The following is a 23,453-nucleotide window of genomic DNA, read 5'->3' on the forward strand; positions in this document are numbered from 1 at the left end:
AGCGTTGCTTGGGAAATTGCTTTGGAAGTTTCTTGGGTTTATTTAAACAAAAACTCCCGCAGTTGCGGGAGTTTTCTTCAAATGTTGTGCGCTTATTCTGCGTCTTTTTCTTTCGCTGCAGTTACTGCGATTGCTAGCTCTTCTAGCGCTGCTGGGTTCGCAATACTTGGTGCGTCTGTTAGTAGACACGCAGCTGCTGTTGTTTTAGGGAACGCGATAACATCACGGATGTTCTCTGTACCACATAGCAGCATTACTAGACGGTCTAGACCAAATGCAAGACCAGCATGTGGAGGCGTACCGAATTTCAGCGCATCAAGCAGGAAGCCGAACTTAAGCTGTTGCTCTTCAGGTGTGATGCCTAGAATATCAAATACGGCTTCTTGCATATCTGCGTTGTGGATACGAACAGAGCCGCCGCCCACTTCGTAGCCATTTAGAACCATATCGTAAGCGTTAGAATTTGCCGCAGCAGGGTTTGCTTTTAGCTCTTCTGCAGTCACACCTAGAGGCGATGTGAATGGGTGGTGCATCGCGTGTAGGTTGCCTTCGTCATCTTCTTCGAACATTGGGAAGTCAACAACCCATAGTGGAGCCCATGCAGACTCATCCGTTAGCTCTAGGTCTTTACCTAGTTTCAAACGTAGCGCACCCATTGCTTCTGCAACGATACCCGCTTTATCAGCGCCAAATAGGATAATGTCACCAGATTCCGCTTGAGTACGATCTAGAATGCCGTTGATCACGTCTTCATTTAGGAACTTAGCGACTGGAGATTGGATACCTTCCATGCCCGCTGCACGGTCGTTAACCTTCATCCAAGCTAGACCTTTCGCACCGTAGATGCCAACGAATTCACCGTAGCCATCAATTTGCTTACGAGTCAGAGAAGCGCCACCTGGAACGCGAATAACGGCAACGCGGCCTTTTTCGTCGTTTGCTGGACCTGAGAATACTTTGAACTCAACGTCTTTCACTAGGTCAGCAACGTCTACTAGCTCTAGTGGGTTACGTAGGTCTGGTTTGTCAGAGCCAAAACGACGAATTGCTTCGCTAAATGGCATCACTGGGAAGTCACCGAGGTCTACGTTTAGTAGCTCTTGCCACATATCGCGAACCATTTTCTCCGTCACTTCACGAACTTGATCAGCCGTCATAAATGACGTTTCGATATCGATCTGAGTGAATTCTGGTTGACGGTCAGCACGCAAGTCTTCATCACGGAAACACTTAACGATTTGGTAGTAACGGTCAAAACCAGACATCATTAGAAGCTGTTTGAATAGCTGTGGAGACTGAGGAAGCGCGTAGAAGCTGCCTTTGTGAACACGGCTAGGTACTAGATAGTCACGAGCGCCTTCTGGAGTCGCTTTTGTTAGTACTGGTGTTTCGATGTCTAGGAAGCCGTTGTCATCTAGGAAACGACGAACAAAGCTAGACGCTTTAGCACGTAGCTTTATGCGGTCGCTCATTTCAGGACGACGTAGATCTAGGTAACGGTACTTCAGGCGCTGCTCTTCAGAGTTCTTTTGGTTGAAATCTAGAGGCAGAACATCAGAACGGTTGATGATTTCAAGACCTTTCGCAAGGATCTCGACTTCACCTGTTGCCATGTCTTTGTTTGCTTGGCTCTCTGGGCGAACGCGCACTTCACCCGTTAGTTTGATACAGAATTCATTACGAAGTGTGTTCGCCACTTCATACGCATCCGCCATATCTGGATCAACAACTACCTGAACGATACCTTCGCGATCTCGCATATCAATAAAAATAAGACCGCCTAAATCACGACGACGGTTAACCCAGCCGCAAAGTTCTACAGTTTGTCCTGCAAGGGACTTGTTCAGGTGACCACAGTAATGGGTACGCATAATGAAATTCCCAATCTCTCAAATGTTGTTAACTAAGCTCTGTCAGCCTCATTGCTAAGCAGAGTAAAGATTCTGTTATACGCTGAATGTCCACGAAAATCGACTACTCAACATACAATTACGTGTGTTTTATCATTCACTGGTGCTTTTTAGTACAACAAATGTTCAAAAGCGCACCAAAGCGAAAAAATTGGGGAGGATTATAGCGTGAAATTACCTATTTCAGCAAAACTCTCGTAAAGTATTCACACGAGTAGCAAGCAGTAAAGAATAATGGATAACTTACCTCTTCGACTTGGATTGACGATGTGGTCGCACAACCAATGGCAACAAAGTTTTTACGGCAGCGGGACAAAGCCCGCTGAACGTTTAGAAAGGTATGCGCAAGTGTTTCATACCGTGGAAGGCAACACGACATTTTATGCCACACCGACGCTCAATACAGTGCAAAACTGGAGAGCCGCAACCCACGATGATTTTCGCTTTACTTTCAAACTTCCTAAAGCCATTACTCATGAGCAAATGCTAAGAGGTTGCAGCGAACAACTGATAGACTTCATGAAAGTCATGGAGCCTTTGCATGACCGTGTGGGCCAATGGACAATTCAATTACCAGCCGCATTTGGTCCTGAGCACCTTGATCGACTGAAAAAGTTCTGTGCGAGCTTTCCACCTAACTTCCCTCTCGGTGTTGAGGTTCGCCATATGGCATTTTTCTCCAAAGGCGAAGAAGAGCGAGCACTTAACCAATGGTTAGTAGAGAATAATATTGACCGCATTATTATGGATAGCCGCCCAGTCTTTGCCGCTAAGCCCGACAATGAGGCGATTATTGATGCACAAATGAAAAAACCACGAGTCCCTGTTCACGCCATTGCTACCGCTTCACACCCTTTGATTCGCTTTATTGGTCATCCAGAAGAACAGCAAAACTACGAGTTTTTTAAACCATGGCTCAGCAAGTTGCCACAATGGATTGCCGAAGGTAAGCAGCCATATCTCATGATCCATACCGCAGACAATATAATTGCGCCAGAGTTGGCCGCAAACCTATATAAAGACATACAAAAGCGTATCACGCTCCCTGAGTTAGCGCCTTTCCCAGCTGACGATGGCAACTCGCAGTTACAGATGTTCTAACGCAACACATGACAGAGGCGCGAAATTCCCATAAAATACGCGCCTTTTTTGGTGCCTGACATTTTCAGGCGGCTTGTATGCAGAGACTTAGTTATGAACCCTAAGAGCAATCCAGATACTATTTTTTCGGCTCCAATCGATAAAATTGGGGATTTCACGTTCGATGAACGCGTAGCGGAAGTATTTCCTGACATGATTCAACGATCGGTACCGGGTTACAGCAATATTATTTCTGCAATCGGTATGCTGGCAGAGCGTTTTGTAAAACCTCACTCAAACATCTATGACCTTGGCTGTTCTTTGGGTGCTGCAACATTGTCTATGCGTCGCCATATCAAACAAGAAGGTTGCCAAATCATCGCAGTGGACAACTCTCCTGCGATGGTTGAGCGTTGTAAACTTCACGTCAACGCTTACCGCAGTGACACTCCTGTGGATGTAGTAGAAGCAGACATTCGCAATATCGAAATTGAAAACGCATCCGTTGTGGTATTGAACTTCACACTGCAGTTCCTTTCTCCAGAAGACCGCTATGCTCTACTAGAGAAAATCTACGCGGGTCTGCGTCCGGGCGGTATTTTGATTCTGTCTGAAAAGTTCGTGTTTGAAGATGAAGTGTCGAACGAACTGTTAATTGACCTTCACCATGACTTTAAACGTGCGAATGGTTATAGCGAACTAGAAATCAGCCAAAAGCGCAGCGCGATAGAAAACGTAATGCGCCCAGATTCAAAGAAAGAACATAAAGAGCGTTTCGCTAAAATTGGCTTTTCTAGCTACGATGTTTGGTTCCAATGCTTTAACTTCGGCTCCATGTTCGCGATTAAATAGACTATGCATACAAAGCCTGAACCATACCGATTTCGGCTTTTGTTAATAATTTATACCCATCAACTCAGCGATTAACTAACTATGTTTAACTTTGCAAATTTCTACCAATTGATTGCCCAAGACACTCGTCTTCAACCTTGGCTTAATGTGCTTCCGCAACAGCTAACGGATTGGCAAAATGCAGAGCACGGTGACTTTGGTCGCTGGTTGAAAGCCCTGAACAAAATCCCAGCGGGTAGACCGGACAACATCGACATTGTTGATTCTGTCACGATTTCAAACAATGAGCCCATGCCTCAAGGGGAACTTAAAAAGCTAGAAAGCTTACTTCGTACATTCCATCCTTGGCGCAAAGGCCCATACCACGTACACGGCATCCATATTGATACTGAGTGGCGCAGTGATTGGAAATGGGACCGCGTGCTTCCGCATATTTCACCATTAAAGAATCGCAGCGTACTCGATGTAGGTTGTGGTAACGGCTACCACATGTGGCGCATGCTAGGCGAAGGTGCACGCTTAACTGTCGGTATCGATCCATCTCACCTGTTTCTAATTCAGTTCGAAGCAATTCGTAAACTAATGGGCGATGACCAACGTGCGCACCTATTGCCATTGGGCATTGAACAGCTACCTAAGTTAGAAGCGTTCGATACGGTATTCAGCATGGGCGTGCTTTACCATCGCCGCTCGCCTCTCGATCATTTAGTGCAACTAAAAGATCAATTGGTATCTGGTGGTGAACTCGTATTGGAAACACTCGTGATTGAAGGTGATGAGAATGCAGCACTGGTCCCGACTTCTCGTTACGCGCAAATGCGTAATGTCTATTTCTTCCCTTCAGCAAAAGCCCTAAAAGTGTGGCTAGAATTGGTCGGTTTTGAAGATGTTCGTATCGTTGATGAAAACATCACATCCGTAGATGAACAACGTACCACAGATTGGATGACGCATAACTCTCTACCTGACTACTTAGATCCGAACGACCCAAGCAAAACTGTAGAAGGCTATCCTGCCCCTCGCCGCGCGGTTCTTGTCGCTCGCAAATCATAATTCGCTGAGATTCCTGACATTGTCTTAACTCATTTTACGAGTTAAGACATTACCCTCTTTCCTCGTAATGAGCGAGTTTGTTTTTTGAATCCATTTTTCACGTCAAAATATAAGCACGCTCTAAATAAGGATGCGCTTTTATGTCCTTGATTTTTGGCTTTTCATCACTATTCCTCAAACAATAAGTAATAGAGAAACATTCTTACTTGTGAGGCTTTATCGATATAAGCTAAACTCCTAAAAAATAAACAACTTAATCCAATCCCAAGGTTTTCAATGTTATTACGATTGACCCCGATTGTTGCCATCGCCTTACTATCTGGATGCTCACTAACCAAAGGCGAACAGTACCACCAAGAAACGTTAGCGGCGATTCAAAATTCAGAAGCGAATGTCAATAATCGCATTACCAACCTAGAGCTACAGCTCAGCAACCAATCGGACTATATCGACAGCCTTGAAGAACAAGTCGATAAACTACAGGTTGAACTTCTTACATTTCGCGATGAAGCAATGGCAGAAGTAAAAAAACCGAAAGAGCCGATTATTGTCCAATCTCCCGCTCCTGTGGAACCAACCCCAACTCACGATATTGTCCTTGGCTCTATCGAAAAGGTCACGGTAGAGTCGATTAAGCAAACTTTTGATGCACGTATCGACACTGGTGCCGCGACGTCGTCTTTAAATGCCGTTGATATTGAAGAGTTCGAAAGAAATGGCAAAAAATGGGTCCGATTCCACTTAGCAGACACCAGTAAATCCGAAGAAGAGAAAAGTACTTGGATCGAAGCACCTGTCATTCGCTACGTCAAAATCCGCCAGGTTACCAGTGAAGAGTTAGAACGCCGCGCTGTGGTAGAACTTTGGGTGCGCGTTGGAAAAATTCATGAAAAAGCGCAATTTACGTTGGCAGATCGCTCACATATGAACCATCCTATTTTACTGGGTAGAGAATTTATGCGCGACATAGCACTTGTCGATGTAAGTCGTACCTATATTCAAACGGACGAAGATAAAAAATAATAAGGTAGATTATGACGTCAAAAATACCGTTTTACCTTTCTATCATCTTATTGGTGATTGCGGGCATTGCTCTGAGTGTTTTCAGACATGAAAACTACGGCGTGCCTTGGACGCCAGGCGAAACTCGCCAGGTGTGGGATGTAGAAGCTCGTATTGAGTTCAATGCTAACGGCAACGAAGTAAAAGCGTCACTTGCAGCACCTCATACGCAAAGTGGTTACACACTTATTGGTGAATCTGCTTCCTCATCAGGTTATGGCGTTTCCTACATCAATGACGATTCAGGCCGTCGTGCAGAATGGTCAATTCGCCAAGCTCAAGGGCCACAAACCATATACTACAAAGCCCAGTTTTTAGTAGACCCTCAGGCTAGAGTCACTCCTTTACCGCCAACGGAAGACATTACGCCACCAACGCTATCAGCACCACAAGCAGCAGCGGCAAATGCCCTTATCGAACGTGCGATGAGTCGCTCAGCCGATAATGTGACGTTTACTCGTGAGCTTATCAAAGCGCTTAATGACCCAGATAGCCAAAACTCGTCGCTACTACTGAACGATTTCAGCCGTACTGATGCACTGCATAACATTTTGCTTACCGCAGGTATACAGAGCAAAACCGTCGGTGTTATCGAACTAGAAGATGGTCGTCGACGCCAAACAATTCAGCCAATGGTTCAGGTTTGGTCAGGTAAAGATTGGGTACTGTTTTCGCCAAAATCCGAACAAAAAGCAGTGAAACCCAACTTGTTAGTGTGGGATGAATCTAACGTATCCTTACTTGACCTTGTTGGTGGTAAAAATAGCCAAGTGCATTTCTCGATGATTAAGCAAGAAATGACACCACAACAAGCTACAAACAACAAAATAGAAGCAGATGGATTACTGAATATTTCAATTCATAGCCTACCTTTGGAAGAGCAAGCGATGTTCAAAACCATCATGCTCATCCCTATTGGTGCTCTGATCGTTGTGTTCTTGCGTGTGATTATCGGCCTGAAAACATCCGGTACCTTCATGCCTGTGTTGATTGCCGTTGCTTTTGTTCAAACTCAACTATTAACGGGTATTGTCGGTTTCTTGCTAATTGTAGGTACAGGCCTGATTATTCGAAGCTATTTGTCTAGGTTGAACTTATTGCTGGTAGCAAGGATATCTGCGGTCATTATTACCGTTATTATGATCATCTCGGTGTTCACCGTTGTTGCGTTTAAAATGGGCTTAACAGAAGGCCTAACAATTACCTTCTTCCCTATGATCATCTTGTCTTGGACGATTGAACGTATGTCAATCCTATGGGAAGAAGAAGGTGCGAAGGAAGTTGCTCTGCAAGGTGGTGGTTCATTGCTGACAGCGGTATTAGTTTACCTTGCAATGACGAACTCATACATTCAACACTTAACCTTTAACTTCATTGGTCTACAGTTGATTGTTCTGGCCGGTATTCTATTACTAGGTACTTACACAGGTTACCGCCTCACTGAGCTACGACGCTTCAAACCACTAGCGGAGGACTAAACGATGTTCGAAAGTTTTACTTCGCCGTCTAAGCTTCGCCATAAAGGCATTATGGGGATGAACAAGCGTAACCACAGCTATATTGGCCGTTACAATGATCGTTCTAAATACCCACTTGTCGATGACAAGCTAAAGACCAAAATTATTGCACAGGCAGCAGGAGCAACAGTTCCTGCCCTGATCGGTGTCATTCACAACCAAGCTGAAGTTAAGACTATCCACAAAATGGTTGAGAACTGGCCTGGTTTTGTAATCAAACCTGCACAAGGTAGTGGCGGTAAAGGCATTCTGGTTGTTACGTCTCACAAAAACGGGGTATATACCAAACCCTCCGGCTCTACAATTGGTAGGGATGAGGTCGAGCGTCACATTAGTAATGCGCTTGCTGGCCTTTTCTCTCTTGGTGGTAAAAATGACGTTGCTGTGGTTGAAAACTTAATCAAGTTTGATGACTGTTTTGATGGCTTCAGTTATGAAGGCGTACCAGATGTTCGGATCATCGTATTTAAAGGTTATCCAGTTATGGCGATGATGCGCTGTTCTACAGCGGCTTCCGACGGCAAAGCAAACCTTCACCAAGGTGCCGTAGGAGTAGGCATTGACATCGCGACAGGTAAAGCCGTCAGAGCGGTGCAGTTCGATCATCCAGTGACTCATCACCCTGATACAGGTAAAGACCTTTCGACCCTTCAAGTACCGCATTGGGAGCGCTTGCTGGAGCTTGCGTCAAGTGCCTGGGAAATGACAGGTTTGGGATACATGGGTACGGATATGGTGCTGGATAAAGATGAAGGACCTATGGTTTTAGAGCTTAACGCTCGCCCTGGTCTGGCAATCCAAATCGCTAATGGTGCAGGCTTGCTTCCTCGTTTGAAACACATAGAGAGCCTTGGCACACCTGCTGAGTATCCAAAACCGATTGAACGCGTCGCTTACGCGGCAGAGCAGTTCGGTGTGAAGCCGTTGTTCTAACCCTCCGACATAATGTTCATTATTACTCGCCAGTAATTGTCATGATTACTGGCGTTTTTGTTCCCGCATCCAAAAACCTTGCAGTTGCTCTCCTTATTAAACACATCCTTCTCATATATAAGTTGAATCAATGATCGAGCTAACAAAATCAACATAGATCGTTTCTTTTCTACTTTGCCTTTTGAGTATGATGAGAGCTCCCCTTACTCAACTTGAGAGGTTGGGAAATGCTAATAAAACAAACAAACAATGATGAACCAGAGCTTGAAGAACAAGAGAGCTTAGACCAACACCTACAACGCTTGTCTGAGCTTTCTGTCCAAGCACTTGAAGAGCTTGCTGAAATGATCGAAGTCAGGGACGATATTCCAGAGGAATAAACGTCGCTTCCTCATTAAGTTCCGTTAATAAGCCGAGACTGCCGTCCTACAGTCTCGGCTTATCTTATGTATTTCGAAGCCTGCCTCGTAAACAGATACAAAAACGCCCGCATTCATTGCGGGCGTTTTGTTAGATTCGAAGTTTACGATTCAAACTCTTCAATCATCTCTTGTGCTTCGGTCTTAGGCTTATCCGTTTGACCAAAACCGCGCAGACCCACTACGTGTACGTGTTCGTGGTCTTTAAACACCTTACGCACCAGTTTGTAGGTCGTACCTTTCTCTGGGCTGATGTTTTCTGGTGCCGCGATAAGAAGCTGCATATCCAGACGGTCACACAATTCGAACAATGTCGCGATCGATTTCGCATCCAGACGCGCTGCTTCATCTAAGAACAGCAGACGACAAGGCACAATGTCTTTACTGCGCAGGCGGCGTGATTCTTCTTCCCAGCTTTGAACAACCATCAGTAGGATTGACTGACCAGTACCGATCGCCTCACCTGTTGATAGCGCGCCAGACTCAGCCTGTAGCCAACCATCTGTACCACGGTTCACTTCTACACTTAGCTCTAGGTAGTTACGGTAATCCAGTAGCTCTTCACCCAAAACCTGAGGAGAACGTTGACCCATATCGATATGTGGGTTCACACGTTGGAACAGCTTCGCCATTGCTTCGGAGAAAGTAAAGCGAGTCGATTCAAACAGGTCTTTGTGCTGCTCTTGTTGTGTCGCTAGACCGTTCAGTAGCACTTCGTGACTTTCGCGGATCTTCACGTTTAGACGTACGCCCTTCACCTGACCAAACGAAATGTTCGACAAGCCTTGATTCAGCATACGAATACGGTTTTGCTCACGCTGAATCGTCTTCTTGATGATGCTCGCTACCGACTCAGAGCTGATCGCTAGACGGTTTTCACGTTGCGTTAGCTCTTCCGTTAGACGCGCCAGCTCGACTTCCATCTCTTCGATTGCTTCAACTGGGTCATCAGTACGGATGATATCCTGACGAATACGCTCACGAAGGTGTTGGTATACAGCAATATAGAACAGAACTTTACGCTCTGGGCGAGCGTTGTCTTCTGATAAACGCAGCGCATCACGCAGGTCGTCATTGTTCGCAACCGCTAGACGCAGCGCACCCAGTGATTTATCCGACATCGAACGCAGTTCATCCGCTGACATGTAAGCCAGTTCACGCTTGTGTAGACGACGTTCAACATCGTTCTCGCGCGCCAGACGAAGTACAGAGCACCAGCCAGCTTTCGCTGCAACCACAAAGGTACGTAGCTCAACGTATTCTTTCTGAACTTTCTTCAGACGTTTCGCCAAGCCTTTCATCTCTAGTTCAGTAGAGGTGATTGTGCGCTCGTATTCGCTCTTACGGCTACGAGACGTGTGTAGACGCTCATGCAATTCATCACGACGACGCATTGCACGTTCTTCAGCACCTTCGTCCGCGTTCACGCCAAACTCTTGAAGTTCTTGTTTGAACTCTTGAACCGTTTCCAGTTTCGCTTGGTGTGAACTCTTCAATGACGCCAATACTTGGTTGTATTGGTTCATTTGGCCTTGCGACTGTTTCAACTCTTCACGAGAGCGTGTACGCATTTGTTCAGCTTGAACCAGTTTTGCTTTTAGCTGCTCGCTCAGTTCGCTGCTCTTGTTCAGTAGGTCTACTGAATCTGAGTAAGCGAAGTAGTGGCGACGCTCAACGAGATCTGAGAGTGCAAAGATTTGCTTCTTAAGATCTTGTAGCTGTTCGTCTGCCGCTTTGTATTCTGCTTCTAGCGCGTCGAATTGCTCTGGGTCAGCATCAAGCGCAGACGCAATATTCTCTAATTGCGCGACGGCTTTTGCATGGTTGCTTAAGAAGTTCTTCGCCTCTGCAAGCTGAGCGATTTTCTCTTCTAGCTCATCAAAACGCGCTTGCAATGACTCATCTTCAACAAGCACCATGTGTGACGCTAGCTTGTCCAGAGAAGACAACGCTTGCTTGCTGGTTTGAAGCTGAGAACGTTGTTGTTGCTCTTTCGCATCCAGATCCGCCAACACGCGAGCAATTTGGTTACGCTTATCACGAATAGTTGCCAGTGCTTGTTCTGGATCGGCGTCAAAAGCAACCTGAATGTGGTTAGACACAAATAGGTTAAACGCTTGGTACAAGCGCTGCATTTTCTGAGAATCAAACGCCGCTTTTGCGTGTTTCTCTACCACTTCTTCTCGTTCGTTACGCAGCAACTCTAGACGCTGCTCACGTGCCGCACGGCCAAACAATGGGATCTCAGGCAAGCGAGAGTAACGCATTTGGCGATCGTTCATACGAACGCAAACCGCGCCCTCTAACTCTTCTGCATCGAACGAGCTGTCATCAAAGGCATCGATGTCACCTTCAATGATGTACAAGTCTTCTGGACAGTCGTCTAGCTCTACCAGTTTCTCTTCGATGCCTGACAAGTCAGAAACAACGATAGCGTGACGAGCCGGACCGTACATCGCACTGAAATAAGGCGCGTCATCAATCGTGATGTCATCGTAGATCTCAGACAGCAATACACCGCCCAGCGTATCTGCCAAACCTTTCAGGCGAGGGTCATTTGAACCACCAGGAGAAGCAAGACGCTCAATCTCAGCGTCTAGCTGGCTACGGCGCTCAGCAAGCTTATCTTTAGCTAAAGACAGCTCCCTTTCTTGTTCAAGGACAACTTGCATGTGGTTCATTACCGCATGGCGATCCTCAAGCTCTTCACCGCTCTGCTCTCTCAGTTTCTCTAGCGCATCGTTCGCCGCAATCCAAGCTGGTGCTATCGCTTCAAGCTTACTGATTTCTGCCACCGCGTTTTGCTCTAGACGGCGCTGTTCACCACGCTGATCACGAACTTCTTCTTGAGCTATCTCTAGTGATTCGATTTGCGTCGCATGACGTTCACGTTCTTGTTCAAACGTAACCTCATCGGTTAGTTCAACGTGATATTGCTTTTTGTATTCAGCAACCAGTTCACGTGCTTGACGCTGCTGGTTAAGGCTGCGTTCGAGATCACGGTGTTGTGCTCGCCATTGCTGTTCGTTTTGTGCGATTTGTTGTGACTCACGCGCTTTCGCAATTGCGGTTTTCGCATGTTCAGACGCGTCTTTGCGCTCAACTTGACCAACAATGCTTTGTACCAGTTTAAGCGCGGTTTCAAACTGCTCTGCCGCTGCAGAAGACATGTCCAGTTTGTGCTTAACCGATAGCAACGCATTGGTGCTTTCTGACTCTTTGTTCTTAAGCTCAGAGACAAGCGCTTGAGCCGATTCCGCCGTTAGGCTGTCATCGCCAAGTAGTTGCTTCGCTTTCTCCAGCGCTTGAACTGCTTGTTGATATTGAAGGGCGCGAGTTTGCTGAACGTCAAGAGCTTGCTGGTAATCAGCAAGTTGCGTCTTAAGGCTATCCACCTCTTCTTCTGCAACGGTAGCTTGCTCTTCAGCCATCATCACGCGTTCTTGCGCTTCTTCGACTACCATCATTTGTTCTTCAAGACGCTCGCTCAGCTCTTCAAGATCTTCTTGGTAGCGTTCGATCTTCTCTTGCTGACGCAGCGCGTTTTGCACCAGTTGCAAGTGATCAGAAGCCGCTTGGTAGTCTTGCTCTAAAGAAGATTCTGACTCGATCAGCAGTTCCAGCTCTTCTTGAACGCGATTAAGCAGATTGTTTTGCTCAATCAAGGTCTCGCGAGAACCAAATAACTCTGAACGCAAAGACAATGTCTGTTCTAGTTTTTTACGACGCTCGTTAGCATGGCGCATATAGTCCGCTGCCACGTAGTTAGTCGACTCTGTGATCAAGTGTTTGAACAAGTCACGGTCTGCTTGCGTAGTTTTGATCGCTTCTAGCGTCATGCGGTTTTCACGCAGCGCCGATTCCATATCTTGGAACGCTTTCTTCACGCCGCCGTTTTGTGGCAGAAGGTAGTCACGTAGCGAACGGGTAATCGCACTTGAGATACCACCGTAAAGCGATGCTTCGATCAGGCGGTAGAATTTAGAACGGTCACCAGAGTTACGCAGTTTCTTCGGAATCACACCGAATTCAAACATTTGCGCGTGGTAATCCACGATCGAAGAGAAGGCTTTAAATTGAACACCTTCAAATTCTGCGATCGATTCTTTTACTTCATTGATTTGACGTACACGAGCTTGAGTCGCAGATACGCTTTCAACCAAGATATCCGTTGGTTTCACATGGCTTGGAAGACCTTGGATCACAAACGGTTTGATGTCTACTTTCTTATCACGACCCGCAACTTGCTGTAGTTTTACTGCAAACAATAGGCGTTGGTTACGTGAGTTCACCACGTCTAGCGCCGCATAACATGCGCCCGGCTGTAGCTTACCGTACAAACCTTTGTCGCGAGACGATTGGCTGCTGCCTGCTTCTGTCGTGTTACGGAAGTGCAGTAGCGTTTGGTCAGGAATCAATGCGGTGATGAACGCCGCCATTGTGGTTGATTTACCTGCACCGTTACCACCTGATAGCGTGGTGACCAGACCATCGATGTCAAACGTACGGGCAAAGAAGCCGTTCCAGTTGACCATGGTCAGCGATTGATATTTACCGCGTTCAATCATGCTCATGCTTCACCCTCTTCTGTTGTTTCTTCTTGGGCTTGGTCGTCTTGATCTTCTTCAGACAATAAGCTGCCTTGGCTTGGCTCTTTGGTGTGCACTACTGCTTCACCATCACGGATCAGACGCAGCTGCGCTTCACGCATGTCATCGCCAATACGTACATCGGCACCAAAGCGGAATACCGCTTCACTGATGCTGAACTTACCGGTTTCACCGATGTTGATGATCATGCCTAGGCGACGCAAACGACGAAGTGACGTACGTACTTTTTCAAACAGCTTTTCTTTATCAAGGTCAGAACCAGTCGCACGGTTCGTCACTAGCTTCATCAGCTTGTTTTCGTCTGCTAGAGCAAGCAGTTCGTCGTACAGCTCTTGGTTAGTAAAGATGCCTTCGTGCGCAAGACGCTCTGGGCTTAGGTAAAGGAAACACAGTACCTTCCCCACCAGCATATCCAGTTCAGAAAGAACACTACGGCCAATCAGAGACGTTGAACGAGGACGAAGGTAGAAGAAACCTTCTGGCGCTTTCACCAATTCGGTGTTGTAGCGTTGGTAGAAAGAAGAAAGCTCAAGTTCGAAATCCGACAGCAACGCGTGGTTGTCTAGATCTTCACTTGAGATATGACGCCCTGCTCGAAGCATGCTGTCTAGCGCTGGGAACAGAGGGTTAGAAATTGCTTTTGCCAGATTCTCTGACATGTATTCATTAGTATCGGTCGATGACATTCGCTTGTACCTTTGCCCCAAATTCGTTGATTGCTTTCCAGTCTGGTTGAATCGCTTGGTAATCCGATTCTGAATACCCTAGACGTACAGCTTGATCGACGATAATGCGAGCTAAATCAAAATGATGAGTGTAAGGGTGCTGTGCAAGGTAATCTCGCAGTACCACACTCAAATCGATTGGTGTGCCTTGATCTTTATGCGCTTTTAGCATGTCACCAATTCGTTCAGACAACTCATCATTGACTTGTTGAAACTCTTCGTATTCTACTTCCATCGGAACTTGACCCGTGACCTCGTCATCACGCAGTACTAGGGCCTCATCACGAAGGTCAGAAAGCCTCTCCGCATCTGCATAAGTCAGATACCAAGGCGCATCGAAGTAATCTTTGACGGATTGACGCAGACGCGAGCTAAACGCACGGTTCTTATCCATATCGATTGCAGTACGAATAAACTTGTGCACGTGTCGGTCGTAACCAATCCAAAGGTCGATCGCTTGCTGGCCCCAGCTTGTGATTCGGTCCAGCTTCATTTGCAGACCAAACAAGGCTTCTTCGATAAACTCCAGCTCAGGGTCACCGTAAACAATTTCTTGAATATCGAGGATCTGAGTTTGCAGTTCATCACTGGCGGCTTGCAGCGTATCTTGAAGTTCACGCAACGTGCTTGATGTTTCTGACAGAAGTGCTTCACAGTTGTTGATCGCTTCGCGCCAGTCTTTGTTAAGCAGGTCAGCAATCTGTTGTTTCACTGACTGTTGCTGCTCATCCATAACACGTTGGTTGAGGTCAATTTGATCGAAGATTTCGCCTACAGAATATTTTAAAACACCGTATACGTTTTTCTTCCAGTGACCCGGTGTGCCACCTTTTTGTGCTGCCTCAATCGCTTTCGCCATTTCATCCGCTACCATGGATAGCTGGATAGATAGACGCAGTTTTGAGAACTCACGATGACGCACGTAGTAGTCGGTTATTCCTATCGCTAATGGCGACAAGCGGTAAATGCTCGCTCCGTCAGTAATTTCACTGACAAAACGGCTCATAAGACGCTGCTTAACCATCTCGTTGATCGCATTGTTCGCACGAAAAGCGGAGGCTTCGCCGGTCTCATCAAATAGTCGAGTGACGATGGCAAATGCATCATGCAGTTCACCTTCACCCAGTTCTTCATCGAACCTTTCATTACTCAGTACGGCAATGGCTATCAAAAATGCCAATCGCTCTGTGGTCAGGTTCAACGAGAAATCGTGCTGCTTAACCCAGCCAACCAGCTCATCGATTGGTTGCTCTGCAGCATTGAGAGTCATCTCACTCATTGTTATTCCTGTTTATCGTTCTTTTTAGCCCACACATGAATGTAGCGGCCTAATGAGAGGTATGGCTCTTGTCGACAAAGTTGTTTTTCTAGCGCCAACACATCTTCAAACTCGTAATCACCCATGTATTCCATATTGCCTATGTAATCACTAAATGAGCGAATACCAGATTTGCCACAAATATTAAAACCTGAATTTTCTATCCACTGGTAGACTTCTTCAGGTTTTAAGCCTTTTTGCGGCTGTAGTTTAAATCTTTTTCGGTGAGGCATGCCGTCTAATATATGAGGAATGTTGCCACAAACCACGTTTTTATAGACTAAACCGTGGTGGTTGTAGAACATGACTGATGCGATGCCTCCCGGTTTTACTTGTTCTAGAACTGTTTCAAGTGCGGCCTTAGGATCAACCAGCCACTCCATCACAGCGTGGAACATAACCAGATCGACCTGTACATCCATATGTTCACCGATGGATTGGACAGGCGAATGAATCAGGCGATACTGCTCAAGCAAACCGTTTTTTTCAATATCCTGCTTAGCCAACTGCAGCATTTCCGAAGATAGATCACATAAAGCGATTCGATGTCCGAGCTTAGCAAGCTTTTGCGACATTTGTGCCAAACCACCACCAGCGTCTAACACTTCTAGGGGTTGCTGGTCAGCATCTAATTCACTTAGAATCTGTAGAAAATCTTCCCACACAATGATTTGGCGGATCTCCCCTTTATCGGAGCCGTAAATATTTTTTGCAAATTTGTGGGCGATATCGTCGAAATTGCGGTCTTCTGTCACTTCTGCTGAGTTATCATAACGGATTGTGCCGCTATTCTGGCACAAGGAAAGCAGGAATAAAGAGGGATACCCTCATTTTTATTATCAATTGATGTTTTTTCGGACTATTTATGTATGTTTGAGCTGAAAAAAGTAGTGTCAGCCATGCTTATGCCCCTTCCGGCATTGCTGCTGATAGGCTTGTTGGGTCTTGCTCTCATTAGTTTTACTACAAAACGTAAAACTGGCTGCTTCGTTGTTCTATTCTCTTTTGTTGGCATTTTTCTTGTTGCCTTCCAACCTGTTTCAACCAAGCTTCTTATGCCGTTAGAGCGAGAGCATAAAGCCTTTTTGCCAGTTTCTGGCACCATCGACTACGTGATGGTTTTAGGGAATGGTCATGTTATCGATGACGAAATTCCACCCACCTCGCAGTTAAGCCGTGCAGCATTAATGCGCTTAACTGAGGGCATTCGTATTTTAAGAATGTATCCAGGCGCGAAATTAATCTTATCCGGCTATGCTGGCGGATCTGAAATTAGCCACGCGCGAATGATGGCGAACGTTGCCCTCGCCTTAGGTGTAGCAAAATCCGATATCATTTTATTAGAGGATGCAAAGGATACGTGGGAAGAGGCACGTCAAGCGGCTGCATTCGTTCAGCAAAAGGAGATTGTGTTAGTCACCTCTGCAAGCCACATGAGCCGTGCATTGTATGAGTTCAACGCAGCAGGCATTAAACCAATCCCAGCTCCGACCAACTTCTTAGCTATTAGCGAAATCAGTCAACCTTGGGATAAATACTCACCTAAAGCGCGTTACTTAGAACAAACAGAGCTTTATTGGCATGAGTACTTGGGCAGTATTTGGCAAAGGTTGCGTGATACTGTCGGACAAACACCAATGGTTGAAGCAAACTAGTATTATCTTGAAGCCACAAAAAAGGAGAGCCGAAGCTCTCCTTTTTCTTTTTACGATTGAGTTATGCTCAAACTAGTCACCAGCAAACATATAGCCTTCGCCGTGTACCGTTACAAAAATCTGTGGGTTCTTAGGATCGAACTCCATTTTTGCGCGCATACGTCGAATAAGAACATCAATGGTGCGGTCATTCGGCGCATCCACTCGATGGCTGATCATGTTCAAAATACGCTCACGACTTAACACCTGGTTAGGATAAGACGATAATGCCACCAAAAGTTCATACTCTGCTTTAGTTAGTTTTACTGGCTCACCGTTGCGGCTAAGTGCGCGACGTTGAATGTCGAATGTCCACTCCCCAAAGCGCACAATGTGCTCTTCACTGGTTTCATTCGCTTTCGAGCTGCCACTGCGCGCTGCTGAAATACGCCACAGCAAGTTTTTAACGCGAACTAACAGCTCTCTCAGTTCAAAAGGTTTTGTCACATAATCGTCAGCACCCATTTCTAGGCCTACGATTTTATCAATGCTATCCGTGCGTCCTGTTACTAATATGATACCAATATCCGATTGGCTACGTAACTCACGAGTAAGCATCAGGCCGTCTTCACCAGGCAGGTTAATATCCAGCATGATCAGGTCTACATCGCCCGCTTGCAAAACTTCACGCATTTCTGCGCCACTCTCTGCTTCGCTGACTTGGTAGCCCTCATTTTGGAAATATCCCGCAAGCTTACTACGAGTTACAACATCATCTTCTACGACTAATACGTGATAGCTCATTTACACCACTTTTCTGTCTTCTTATTATCCAAGACGTATTCTATTCATAACTAGTAACATTTCTAGTCATAGATACATTAAAACGCAAGATTTAGCGTTTTTATTGATTCAAAACAAGCTTGCCCATTGCTATTAATAAACGGTCATTTTTGACCATAAAACATAACAATTATAGTTACTGCTATTCATTTTAATTGATTACACTTAGGGGATATCCCTAATTGACTTTGTGATGCATGACTTGAAGCATCATTCAGGAGCCCAAAATGCAAGAAGTGAAAGCTTTTAATGAAAAACGCGCTGAAATTTACTGGTGGTTTTCTAGCTTGTTCGCAAAAGAACTAACAGAGAAAGAATTGGAAGCCTATCACAGTGTTGAAATTCGCAGTTTTCTCGCAGGTTTAGGTGAAAATGAGTCGCTAAAACCAGCCGTTGATAGCCTAGTTGATGCATTGAATCGGTTACAAGATCGTGAAGATGCACAACTAGAGCTTGCAGCTGACTTTTGTGAACTGTTTTTGAAGACAGAAAAATACGGCGCTCTTCCTTACGCATCCATGTACATTGGTGAATCAGGTTTACTGAATGACAAGCCAGCTGAGGAAATGGAAAAGTTGATGGCTGAATTTGGCGTTCAAGTAGACGAAAACCTAAAGGAACCTGCGGATCACTTAGCCGTTGAGCTCGACTTTCTCGGGAACATGATTATCCGCTCAAACGAGCTTGAACAAGAAAAACACATGGAAGAAGCCTTCGTTAAACAAAACGACTTTATCCAGCAACAATTGATGTCTTGGTTACCTCAGTTTTCAGACAAATGTAAAAAATTCGACGAATTTGGATTTTACTCGAGTGTCGCGAAACTATTAGTTGCATTTTGTAAACTAGACAGCGCCTACCTTCTTGGTGAATAATTGCCGCCTATTTTTAGGGAGCCTGCCTATCGGGCTTCCTGTATGCCTGAAAGTGACCAATTGTAAGTAACTTGGGTATAATATTCGTTTGCCTTAACTTAGCGCAAAGACGCTTGGTTATTTAGCAGTCAAAATGTGACTTCAAATACACAAATCTCTTGCTGAAAACATTGCTAGTCAGTCCACATAGGGCTAAAATGTGAGCGCAAACGATTAAATATGATTTATATGTAAACCGCTGAAATATAGCGGTTTTTGTGTTTTCTTAACAGGTTGATGGCAATTTCTCATCAGATAGAAAAAAGATAAAATTCATCGACCGATGCTGCTACGCACCCTTTTGTCGCACTTGGATCAACCGCTGCCGAGACACTTAGCGCCAATTTTAGATTGCTAGGTGTGAAACCATTAGAGCATCAGGTACATCCAATACGACATATTTCAGTAGCTCGATACAGGACACCATTTATGGCCACGATAAAAGACGTTGCTCGCTTAGCCGGCGTTTCCACTACGACAGTTTCGCACGTTATCAATAAAACGCGTTTCGTTGCAGAAGCAACGCAAGAAAAAGTAATGAAAGCCGTTGACGAGCTGAATTACGCGCCAAGTGCCGTTGCACGCAGCCTAAAATGCAACTCAACTCGTACGATTGGCATGTTAGTAACTCAATCAACTAACCTATTTTTCTCAGAAGTGATTGATGGCGTTGAGAGCTACTGTTACCGCCAAGGCTATACTCTGATTTTATGTAACACAGGCGGGATTTACGAAAAACAACGCGATTACATTCGTATGCTGGCTGAAAAGCGCGTTGATGGCATCCTTGTGATGTGTTCTGACTTAACCGAAGAACTAAAAGAGATGCTTGACCGTCATGCGGACATTCCTAAAGTGGTCATGGATTGGGGCCCAGAGAGCTCACAAGCAGACAAGATCATGGATAACTCAGAAGAAGGTGGCTACATTGCAACCAAACATCTGATTGACAATGGTCATACGGATATCGCTTGTCTAAGCGGTCATTTTGAAAAGCTTGCTTGCCAAGAGCGCATTGCAGGTTTCCGTCGCGCAATGAGCGAAGCGAACCTAGCTGTAAATGAAGACTGGATCCTTGAAGGTAACTTTGAATGTGATACGGCCGTATTAGTTGCAGATAAAATTACCGCAATGGACAAGCGCCCGACGGCGGTATTCTGTTTTAACGACACAATGGCTCTAGGCCTAATGAGCCGCTTGCAACAAAACGGGATCAAAATTCCTGAAGATATTTCAGTGATCGGCTACGACAACATCGAGCTTGCGGAATACTTCTCTCCACCGCTAACGACTATCCACCAACCTAAACGTCGTGTTGGTAAAAATGCATTCGAAATTCTACTTGAGCGTATCAAAGATAAAGAACACGAAAAACGAATTTTCGAAATGCAACCTGAGCTTGTAATTCGAAATACTGTGAAAAAAATGAACTAAATTTCACTGTATTTAACCGTGTTAAATAAGCGCTCTACAGGGGCGCTTATTTTTTTGGGAAAATTAAGCATTCTCTAATACTTCACACTGCTCTAATAACAATTGACTAACGTTAACTCCCTGTTTTATATAAATGTAATATATATTAAGAACTCCTTTTCAAAGGCCAATTTGCACCTTTCCATATGCAAAATAGAGCATTCAATCTATCATTTTTATTGAACCAAAATCACACTTTTAACGCTAAACCGTGATGTTAATTCAATATAAGAAGTATGCTCATTGTGTCACGCACAGGGCAAACCATTCGAAAGAGTGGGACGCAAAGCCTCCGGCCTGAACCATATTACGATATGGAAGGTAGCGGGGTTACCGATGGCAAGTGTGTAAGCAATGACTTTACTCTGTAATGACATTGTTTTTACGCATGTTTGCTACTCTCTCGGACCTGACTTTTGGTGGCGTAATATTAATTACACCGAGATAACAAAACATGGATAAACCGATACTCAAAGACTCTATGAAGCTATTTGAGGCACTTGGTAATATCAAGTCGCGCTCAATGTTTGGTGGCTTCGGACTATTCGCTGATGAAACAATGTTTGCACTAGTGGTAAACAATCAGCTTCATATCAGAGCAGACCAAAAAACTTCATCTGACTTCGAGAAACAAGGGCTAAAGCCTTACGTTTATAAAAAACGTGGCTTTCCAGTCGTTACAAAGTACTACGCTATTTCCAGCGATTTATGGGAATCAAGCGAACGCTTAATCGAAGTAGCGAATCAATCATTGAAAAAGGCAAAGCTTGAGAAAGAACAGCAAGCAAGTACAAAGCCTAACCGTTTGAAAGATTTGCCTAACTTACGACTGGCTACCGAGCGCATGCTAAAAAAAGCCGGCATCGAATCCGTAGAGAAGCTTGAAGAGGAAGGTGCGCTTAACGCCTATAAAGCGATAAGAGATACGCACTCTGCAACCGTCAACATTGAGTTGCTATGGGCACTAGAAGGTGCTATTAACGGCACTCATTGGAGTGTGGTACCTCAAGCTCGCCGAGATGAGTTGATGAACGGCCTCCAATAAAAGTCGGCCTAAAAACTATCTTGTAAAACCGCAGTCTAATCTGCGGTTTTTTTGTGAAATTTTTTCGGTTTTCCTACTGTCTTATTACATATATCCCAAATTGGAATCAAAATTATGAATAAGAAACTGATATTAGGTCTCATCCTACTAGCGGCTATCGTCTTTTTAGGTATTAACTTTGGCCAGTATTTAACCTTAGAGAATGCAAAAGCCCAACAAGAAGCACTAACTACATACATCGATCAGAATTTTGTATTCTCGGCTGCGATTTACTTTTTTACCTACATTGCAATTACCGCTTTTTCTATCCCAGGAGCGGCAGTAGTCACCTTACTTGGTGCAGCCTTATTTGGTTTTTGGACAAGCTTGCTACTGGTTTCTTTCGCTAGCACTATGGGGGCAACACTGGCCTTCTTGAGCAGCCGATACTTATTGCGTGACTGGGTACAAAACAAATTCGGAAATAAACTCAACGCAATTAATCAAGGTGTCGAAAAAGACGGAGCTTTTTATCTATTTTCCTTGCGTCTAATCCCTGTATTCCCTTTCTTTCTAATCAACTTACTGATGGGCTTAACACCGATGTCTGTAGGTCGATTTTATCTCACTAGCCAAATAGGTATGCTGCCAGGCACAGCCGTATATCTGAATGCAGGTACTCAATTAGCAACAATTGAAAGCCTATCGGGCATTGTTTCACCCGCAGTATTAGCGTCTTTTGCGCTATTGGGACTATTTCCAATCATCACTAAATGGGTTATGAATAAAGTAAGGCCGACACCAAGTCAGCAAAACTCGTAATTGGTGAAGTGGGTATTTTGATGAAAATATTTATCGCTAAAAACCCAGCAGAAGCACACATTGTATGTGAGCTGCTTAAAGTGGAACAAATTTACTGTGAAGTTCGCGGAGAAGGTATTTTCGGCTTAAAAGGAGAACTGCCGTTTGGTGATGATACCGATCCTTATGTGTGGCTTTTTGACACGGCACAAAAGATGAAAGCTGAAGAAATAGTAAAAGCATATCGAAAACAATCCGATAGGCATGAGTATCAAGATTGGCAATGCCCAAAATGTCATGAAATAAACGAAGGGCAATTTGGTGCATGTTGGCAATGTGGATATCAACTAGGAGAGCTATAGCGGCTCTCCTATTCAGTGGATGCACTCAGTTTTAAGCACATACAGCTTGCTGTTTAATAAACTCGATGGAGTGTTGATTGAAGTCTTCTGGACGCTCTACATTGCATACATGACCACAATTCGGGATTTCTCGTAGAATGCTGAGCTTATGTGCTGCAACCATTTCTTTGACAGGTTTAATAAACATGTAATCCCTGTCGCCCATTAAGTAAAGAGTCGGAATGGGTAACTCTCGATCTTTAAAATATTTCATTAACGGATTTACATCAGCGGCAAGAATAAACCAACGTTTAAATTCTTTTTGGCAAAGCTTCTTGGCTTCGCGAATAAAAAGGTGGCGAGATTCTCGTTGGCTTCTTTGAGGCATAACAATATAAGCGAACAGTTTGTAGAGCCACATGTACGGTAGGATATGCTTACAAAAATTACCTAATTTCACCAATATCTGAGAACGAGTGTTAAGCCTTGTGACAGCACCGCCGAGCACCATCGAACGTACGCGCTCTGATGACAATTCAGCAAGGTTTCGAACAATAATTGTACCAAGCGACATACCGACAAAATGAGCGGATTGGATCTTTAAATGGTCCAACACTTTCAAAATATCTTGGGTAACTTCCGTAAAGGTATAACGGCTAGCAATGAGCTCTTTAAGTAACTGATTTGACTTTCCATGACCTCTTAAATCGATCAGCAATAAGTTAAAGTGTTGCTTGTAAGCTTTAATTTGCTTGAACCAAATAGAAGAGCTACCACCAGCACCGTGCACAAATACAACCCACTCATTACTAGTAGGGTGCAAATAGGTTTTATGAAAAAGTAGCGGCTGGGTCATATTGAGTATCAAAAAGATCGTGCTATTGAGTAAAAAGCCATCCTACCACACTCCCCTTACTCAAGATAATAAAGGCACCTCATTCGGT

Annotated in this window: 20 protein-coding genes and 1 riboswitch; of the genes, 13 read left to right on the forward strand and 7 right to left on the reverse strand. The window is 44.8% G+C overall.

From position 1 onward, the window contains the following. Window positions 1-92: 92 nt before the first annotated feature. The gene (gene aspS / locus L3V37_RS06265; RefSeq protein ID WP_237306010.1) at window positions 93-1,871 is read right to left on the reverse strand and encodes an aspartate--tRNA ligase; all 1,779 of its coding nucleotides are present in this window, start codon (window positions 1,869-1,871) and stop codon (window positions 93-95) included. A gap of 273 nt (window positions 1,872-2,144) precedes the next feature. Between aspS and L3V37_RS06270 the strand changes: the two genes are divergently transcribed. From L3V37_RS06270 to L3V37_RS06300, 7 genes are all read left to right on the forward strand, one after another. After that, on the forward strand, window positions 2,145-3,011 hold the full coding sequence (locus tag L3V37_RS06270; protein ID WP_237306011.1) for a DUF72 domain-containing protein: 867 nt from the start codon (window positions 2,145-2,147) through the stop codon (window positions 3,009-3,011). Window positions 3,012-3,104: 93 nt separating this feature from the next. Beyond that, window positions 3,105-3,842: a carboxy-S-adenosyl-L-methionine synthase CmoA gene (gene cmoA, locus L3V37_RS06275; protein ID WP_054575109.1), complete on the forward strand. Its 738-nt coding sequence runs from the start codon at window positions 3,105-3,107 to the stop codon at window positions 3,840-3,842. A gap of 81 nt (window positions 3,843-3,923) precedes the next feature. Next, on the forward strand, window positions 3,924-4,895 hold the full coding sequence (cmoB, locus tag L3V37_RS06280; protein ID WP_237306012.1) for a tRNA 5-methoxyuridine(34)/uridine 5-oxyacetic acid(34) synthase CmoB: 972 nt from the start codon (window positions 3,924-3,926) through the stop codon (window positions 4,893-4,895). Window positions 4,896-5,171: 276 nt separating this feature from the next. Continuing rightward, a complete protein-coding gene (locus L3V37_RS06285) occupies window positions 5,172-5,918 on the forward strand; it encodes an ATP-dependent zinc protease (protein ID WP_005378391.1) in 747 nt (248 codons plus the stop codon). An 11-nt stretch (window positions 5,919-5,929) separates the two neighbouring features. Then, a complete protein-coding gene (locus L3V37_RS06290) occupies window positions 5,930-7,435 on the forward strand; it encodes an inactive transglutaminase family protein (protein WP_130546627.1) in 1,506 nt (501 codons plus the stop codon). Window positions 7,436-7,438: 3 nt separating this feature from the next. Next, window positions 7,439-8,407, forward strand: a complete 969-nt coding sequence (locus tag L3V37_RS06295; RefSeq protein ID WP_005378387.1) for an alpha-L-glutamate ligase-like protein — start codon at window positions 7,439-7,441, stop codon at window positions 8,405-8,407. 227 nt (window positions 8,408-8,634) lie between these two features. Further along, window positions 8,635-8,787, forward strand: a complete 153-nt coding sequence (locus tag L3V37_RS06300) for a hypothetical protein (protein ID WP_165401733.1) — start codon at window positions 8,635-8,637, stop codon at window positions 8,785-8,787. A 143-nt stretch (window positions 8,788-8,930) separates the two neighbouring features. On the opposite strand, the gene mukB is transcribed toward L3V37_RS06300, so the two are convergent. From mukB to cmoM, 4 genes are read right to left on the reverse strand one after another with little or no spacing between them, the layout of a single operon-like run. Next, the gene (gene mukB / locus L3V37_RS06305) at window positions 8,931-13,394 is read right to left on the reverse strand and encodes a chromosome partition protein MukB (protein WP_237306023.1); all 4,464 of its coding nucleotides are present in this window, start codon (window positions 13,392-13,394) and stop codon (window positions 8,931-8,933) included. 2 nt (window positions 13,395-13,396) lie between these two features. Then, on the reverse strand, window positions 13,397-14,122 hold the full coding sequence (mukE, locus tag L3V37_RS06310) for a chromosome partition protein MukE (protein WP_005378379.1): 726 nt from the start codon (window positions 14,120-14,122) through the stop codon (window positions 13,397-13,399). Next, window positions 14,103-15,440, reverse strand: a complete 1,338-nt coding sequence (mukF, locus tag L3V37_RS06315; protein ID WP_017634722.1) for a chromosome partition protein MukF — start codon at window positions 15,438-15,440, stop codon at window positions 14,103-14,105. The genes mukE and mukF overlap by 20 nt, the downstream gene beginning before the upstream one ends. Window positions 15,441-15,442: 2 nt before the next feature. Beyond that, entirely contained in the window at window positions 15,443-16,234 is a 792-nt protein-coding gene (gene cmoM, locus L3V37_RS06320) for a tRNA uridine 5-oxyacetic acid(34) methyltransferase CmoM (RefSeq protein ID WP_025998624.1), read from the reverse strand. A 114-nt stretch (window positions 16,235-16,348) separates the two neighbouring features. On the opposite strand from cmoM, the gene elyC reads away from it, so the two are divergent. Continuing rightward, window positions 16,349-17,134: an envelope biogenesis factor ElyC gene (gene elyC / locus L3V37_RS06325; protein ID WP_005387893.1), complete on the forward strand. Its 786-nt coding sequence runs from the start codon at window positions 16,349-16,351 to the stop codon at window positions 17,132-17,134. Window positions 17,135-17,206: 72 nt separating this feature from the next. Here the strand turns inward: elyC and torR are convergent, their stop codons facing one another. Then, on the reverse strand, window positions 17,207-17,917 hold the full coding sequence (gene torR, locus L3V37_RS06330; RefSeq protein WP_005378370.1) for a two-component system response regulator TorR: 711 nt from the start codon (window positions 17,915-17,917) through the stop codon (window positions 17,207-17,209). Between the two features lie 266 nt (window positions 17,918-18,183). On the opposite strand from torR, the gene torD reads away from it, so the two are divergent. The 5 genes from torD (at window position 18,184) to L3V37_RS06355 (ending at window position 22,530) form a co-directional block, all read left to right on the forward strand. Continuing rightward, the gene (gene torD / locus L3V37_RS06335; protein ID WP_005378369.1) at window positions 18,184-18,831 is read left to right on the forward strand and encodes a molecular chaperone TorD; all 648 of its coding nucleotides are present in this window, start codon (window positions 18,184-18,186) and stop codon (window positions 18,829-18,831) included. A 468-nt stretch (window positions 18,832-19,299) separates the two neighbouring features. After that, window positions 19,300-20,304: an HTH-type transcriptional repressor PurR gene (gene purR / locus L3V37_RS06340; RefSeq protein WP_005378368.1), complete on the forward strand. Its 1,005-nt coding sequence runs from the start codon at window positions 19,300-19,302 to the stop codon at window positions 20,302-20,304. Window positions 20,305-20,591: 287 nt separating this feature from the next. Next, window positions 20,592-20,681: riboswitch (cyclic di-GMP riboswitch) on the forward strand. A gap of 116 nt (window positions 20,682-20,797) precedes the next feature. Continuing rightward, window positions 20,798-21,388 carry a TfoX/Sxy family DNA transformation protein gene (locus tag L3V37_RS06345; protein ID WP_005378367.1) on the forward strand — a complete coding sequence of 197 codons (591 nt, stop codon included), beginning with the start codon at window positions 20,798-20,800 and terminating at the stop codon, window positions 21,386-21,388. A 114-nt stretch (window positions 21,389-21,502) separates the two neighbouring features. Then, on the forward strand, window positions 21,503-22,189 hold the full coding sequence (locus L3V37_RS06350; RefSeq protein WP_005378366.1) for a TVP38/TMEM64 family protein: 687 nt from the start codon (window positions 21,503-21,505) through the stop codon (window positions 22,187-22,189). Window positions 22,190-22,209: 20 nt separating this feature from the next. Continuing rightward, window positions 22,210-22,530, forward strand: coding sequence for a DUF2007 domain-containing protein (locus tag L3V37_RS06355; protein ID WP_017820033.1), 321 nt, complete (start codon window positions 22,210-22,212; stop codon window positions 22,528-22,530). 31 nt (window positions 22,531-22,561) lie between these two features. On the opposite strand, the gene L3V37_RS06360 is transcribed toward L3V37_RS06355, so the two are convergent. Continuing rightward, window positions 22,562-23,365 carry an alpha/beta fold hydrolase gene (locus tag L3V37_RS06360; RefSeq protein ID WP_017820032.1) on the reverse strand — a complete coding sequence of 268 codons (804 nt, stop codon included), beginning with the start codon at window positions 23,363-23,365 and terminating at the stop codon, window positions 22,562-22,564. Window positions 23,366-23,453 lie beyond the last annotated feature (88 nt).

This window comes from Vibrio sp. D54 (assembly GCF_021728075.1).
GTDB classification, from domain to species: Bacteria; Pseudomonadota; Gammaproteobacteria; order Enterobacterales; family Vibrionaceae; genus Vibrio; species Vibrio alginolyticus.

Coding starts and splice junctions, on each gene's coding strand:
- aspS (WP_237306010.1), bottom strand. CDS start 1,871: ATGCGTACCCATTACTGTGGTCACCTGAACAAGTCCCTTGCAGGACAA.
- L3V37_RS06270 (WP_237306011.1), top strand. CDS start 2,145: ATGGATAACTTACCTCTTCGACTTGGATTGACGATGTGGTCGCACAAC.
- cmoA (WP_054575109.1), top strand. CDS start 3,105: ATGAACCCTAAGAGCAATCCAGATACTATTTTTTCGGCTCCAATCGAT.
- cmoB (WP_237306012.1), top strand. CDS start 3,924: ATGTTTAACTTTGCAAATTTCTACCAATTGATTGCCCAAGACACTCGT.
- L3V37_RS06285 (WP_005378391.1), top strand. CDS start 5,172: ATGTTATTACGATTGACCCCGATTGTTGCCATCGCCTTACTATCTGGA.
- L3V37_RS06290 (WP_130546627.1), top strand. CDS start 5,930: ATGACGTCAAAAATACCGTTTTACCTTTCTATCATCTTATTGGTGATT.
- L3V37_RS06295 (WP_005378387.1), top strand. CDS start 7,439: ATGTTCGAAAGTTTTACTTCGCCGTCTAAGCTTCGCCATAAAGGCATT.
- L3V37_RS06300 (WP_165401733.1), top strand. CDS start 8,635: ATGCTAATAAAACAAACAAACAATGATGAACCAGAGCTTGAAGAACAA.
- mukB (WP_237306023.1), bottom strand. CDS start 13,394: ATGATTGAACGCGGTAAATATCAATCGCTGACCATGGTCAACTGGAAC.
- mukE (WP_005378379.1), bottom strand. CDS start 14,122: ATGTCATCGACCGATACTAATGAATACATGTCAGAGAATCTGGCAAAA.
- mukF (WP_017634722.1), bottom strand. CDS start 15,440: ATGAGTGAGATGACTCTCAATGCTGCAGAGCAACCAATCGATGAGCTG.
- elyC (WP_005387893.1), top strand. CDS start 16,349: ATGTTTGAGCTGAAAAAAGTAGTGTCAGCCATGCTTATGCCCCTTCCG.
- torR (WP_005378370.1), bottom strand. CDS start 17,917: ATGAGCTATCACGTATTAGTCGTAGAAGATGATGTTGTAACTCGTAGT.
- torD (WP_005378369.1), top strand. CDS start 18,184: ATGCAAGAAGTGAAAGCTTTTAATGAAAAACGCGCTGAAATTTACTGG.
- purR (WP_005378368.1), top strand. CDS start 19,300: ATGGCCACGATAAAAGACGTTGCTCGCTTAGCCGGCGTTTCCACTACG.
- L3V37_RS06345 (WP_005378367.1), top strand. CDS start 20,798: ATGGATAAACCGATACTCAAAGACTCTATGAAGCTATTTGAGGCACTT.
- L3V37_RS06350 (WP_005378366.1), top strand. CDS start 21,503: ATGAATAAGAAACTGATATTAGGTCTCATCCTACTAGCGGCTATCGTC.
- L3V37_RS06355 (WP_017820033.1), top strand. CDS start 22,210: ATGAAAATATTTATCGCTAAAAACCCAGCAGAAGCACACATTGTATGT.
- L3V37_RS06360 (WP_017820032.1), bottom strand. CDS start 23,365: ATGACCCAGCCGCTACTTTTTCATAAAACCTATTTGCACCCTACTAGT.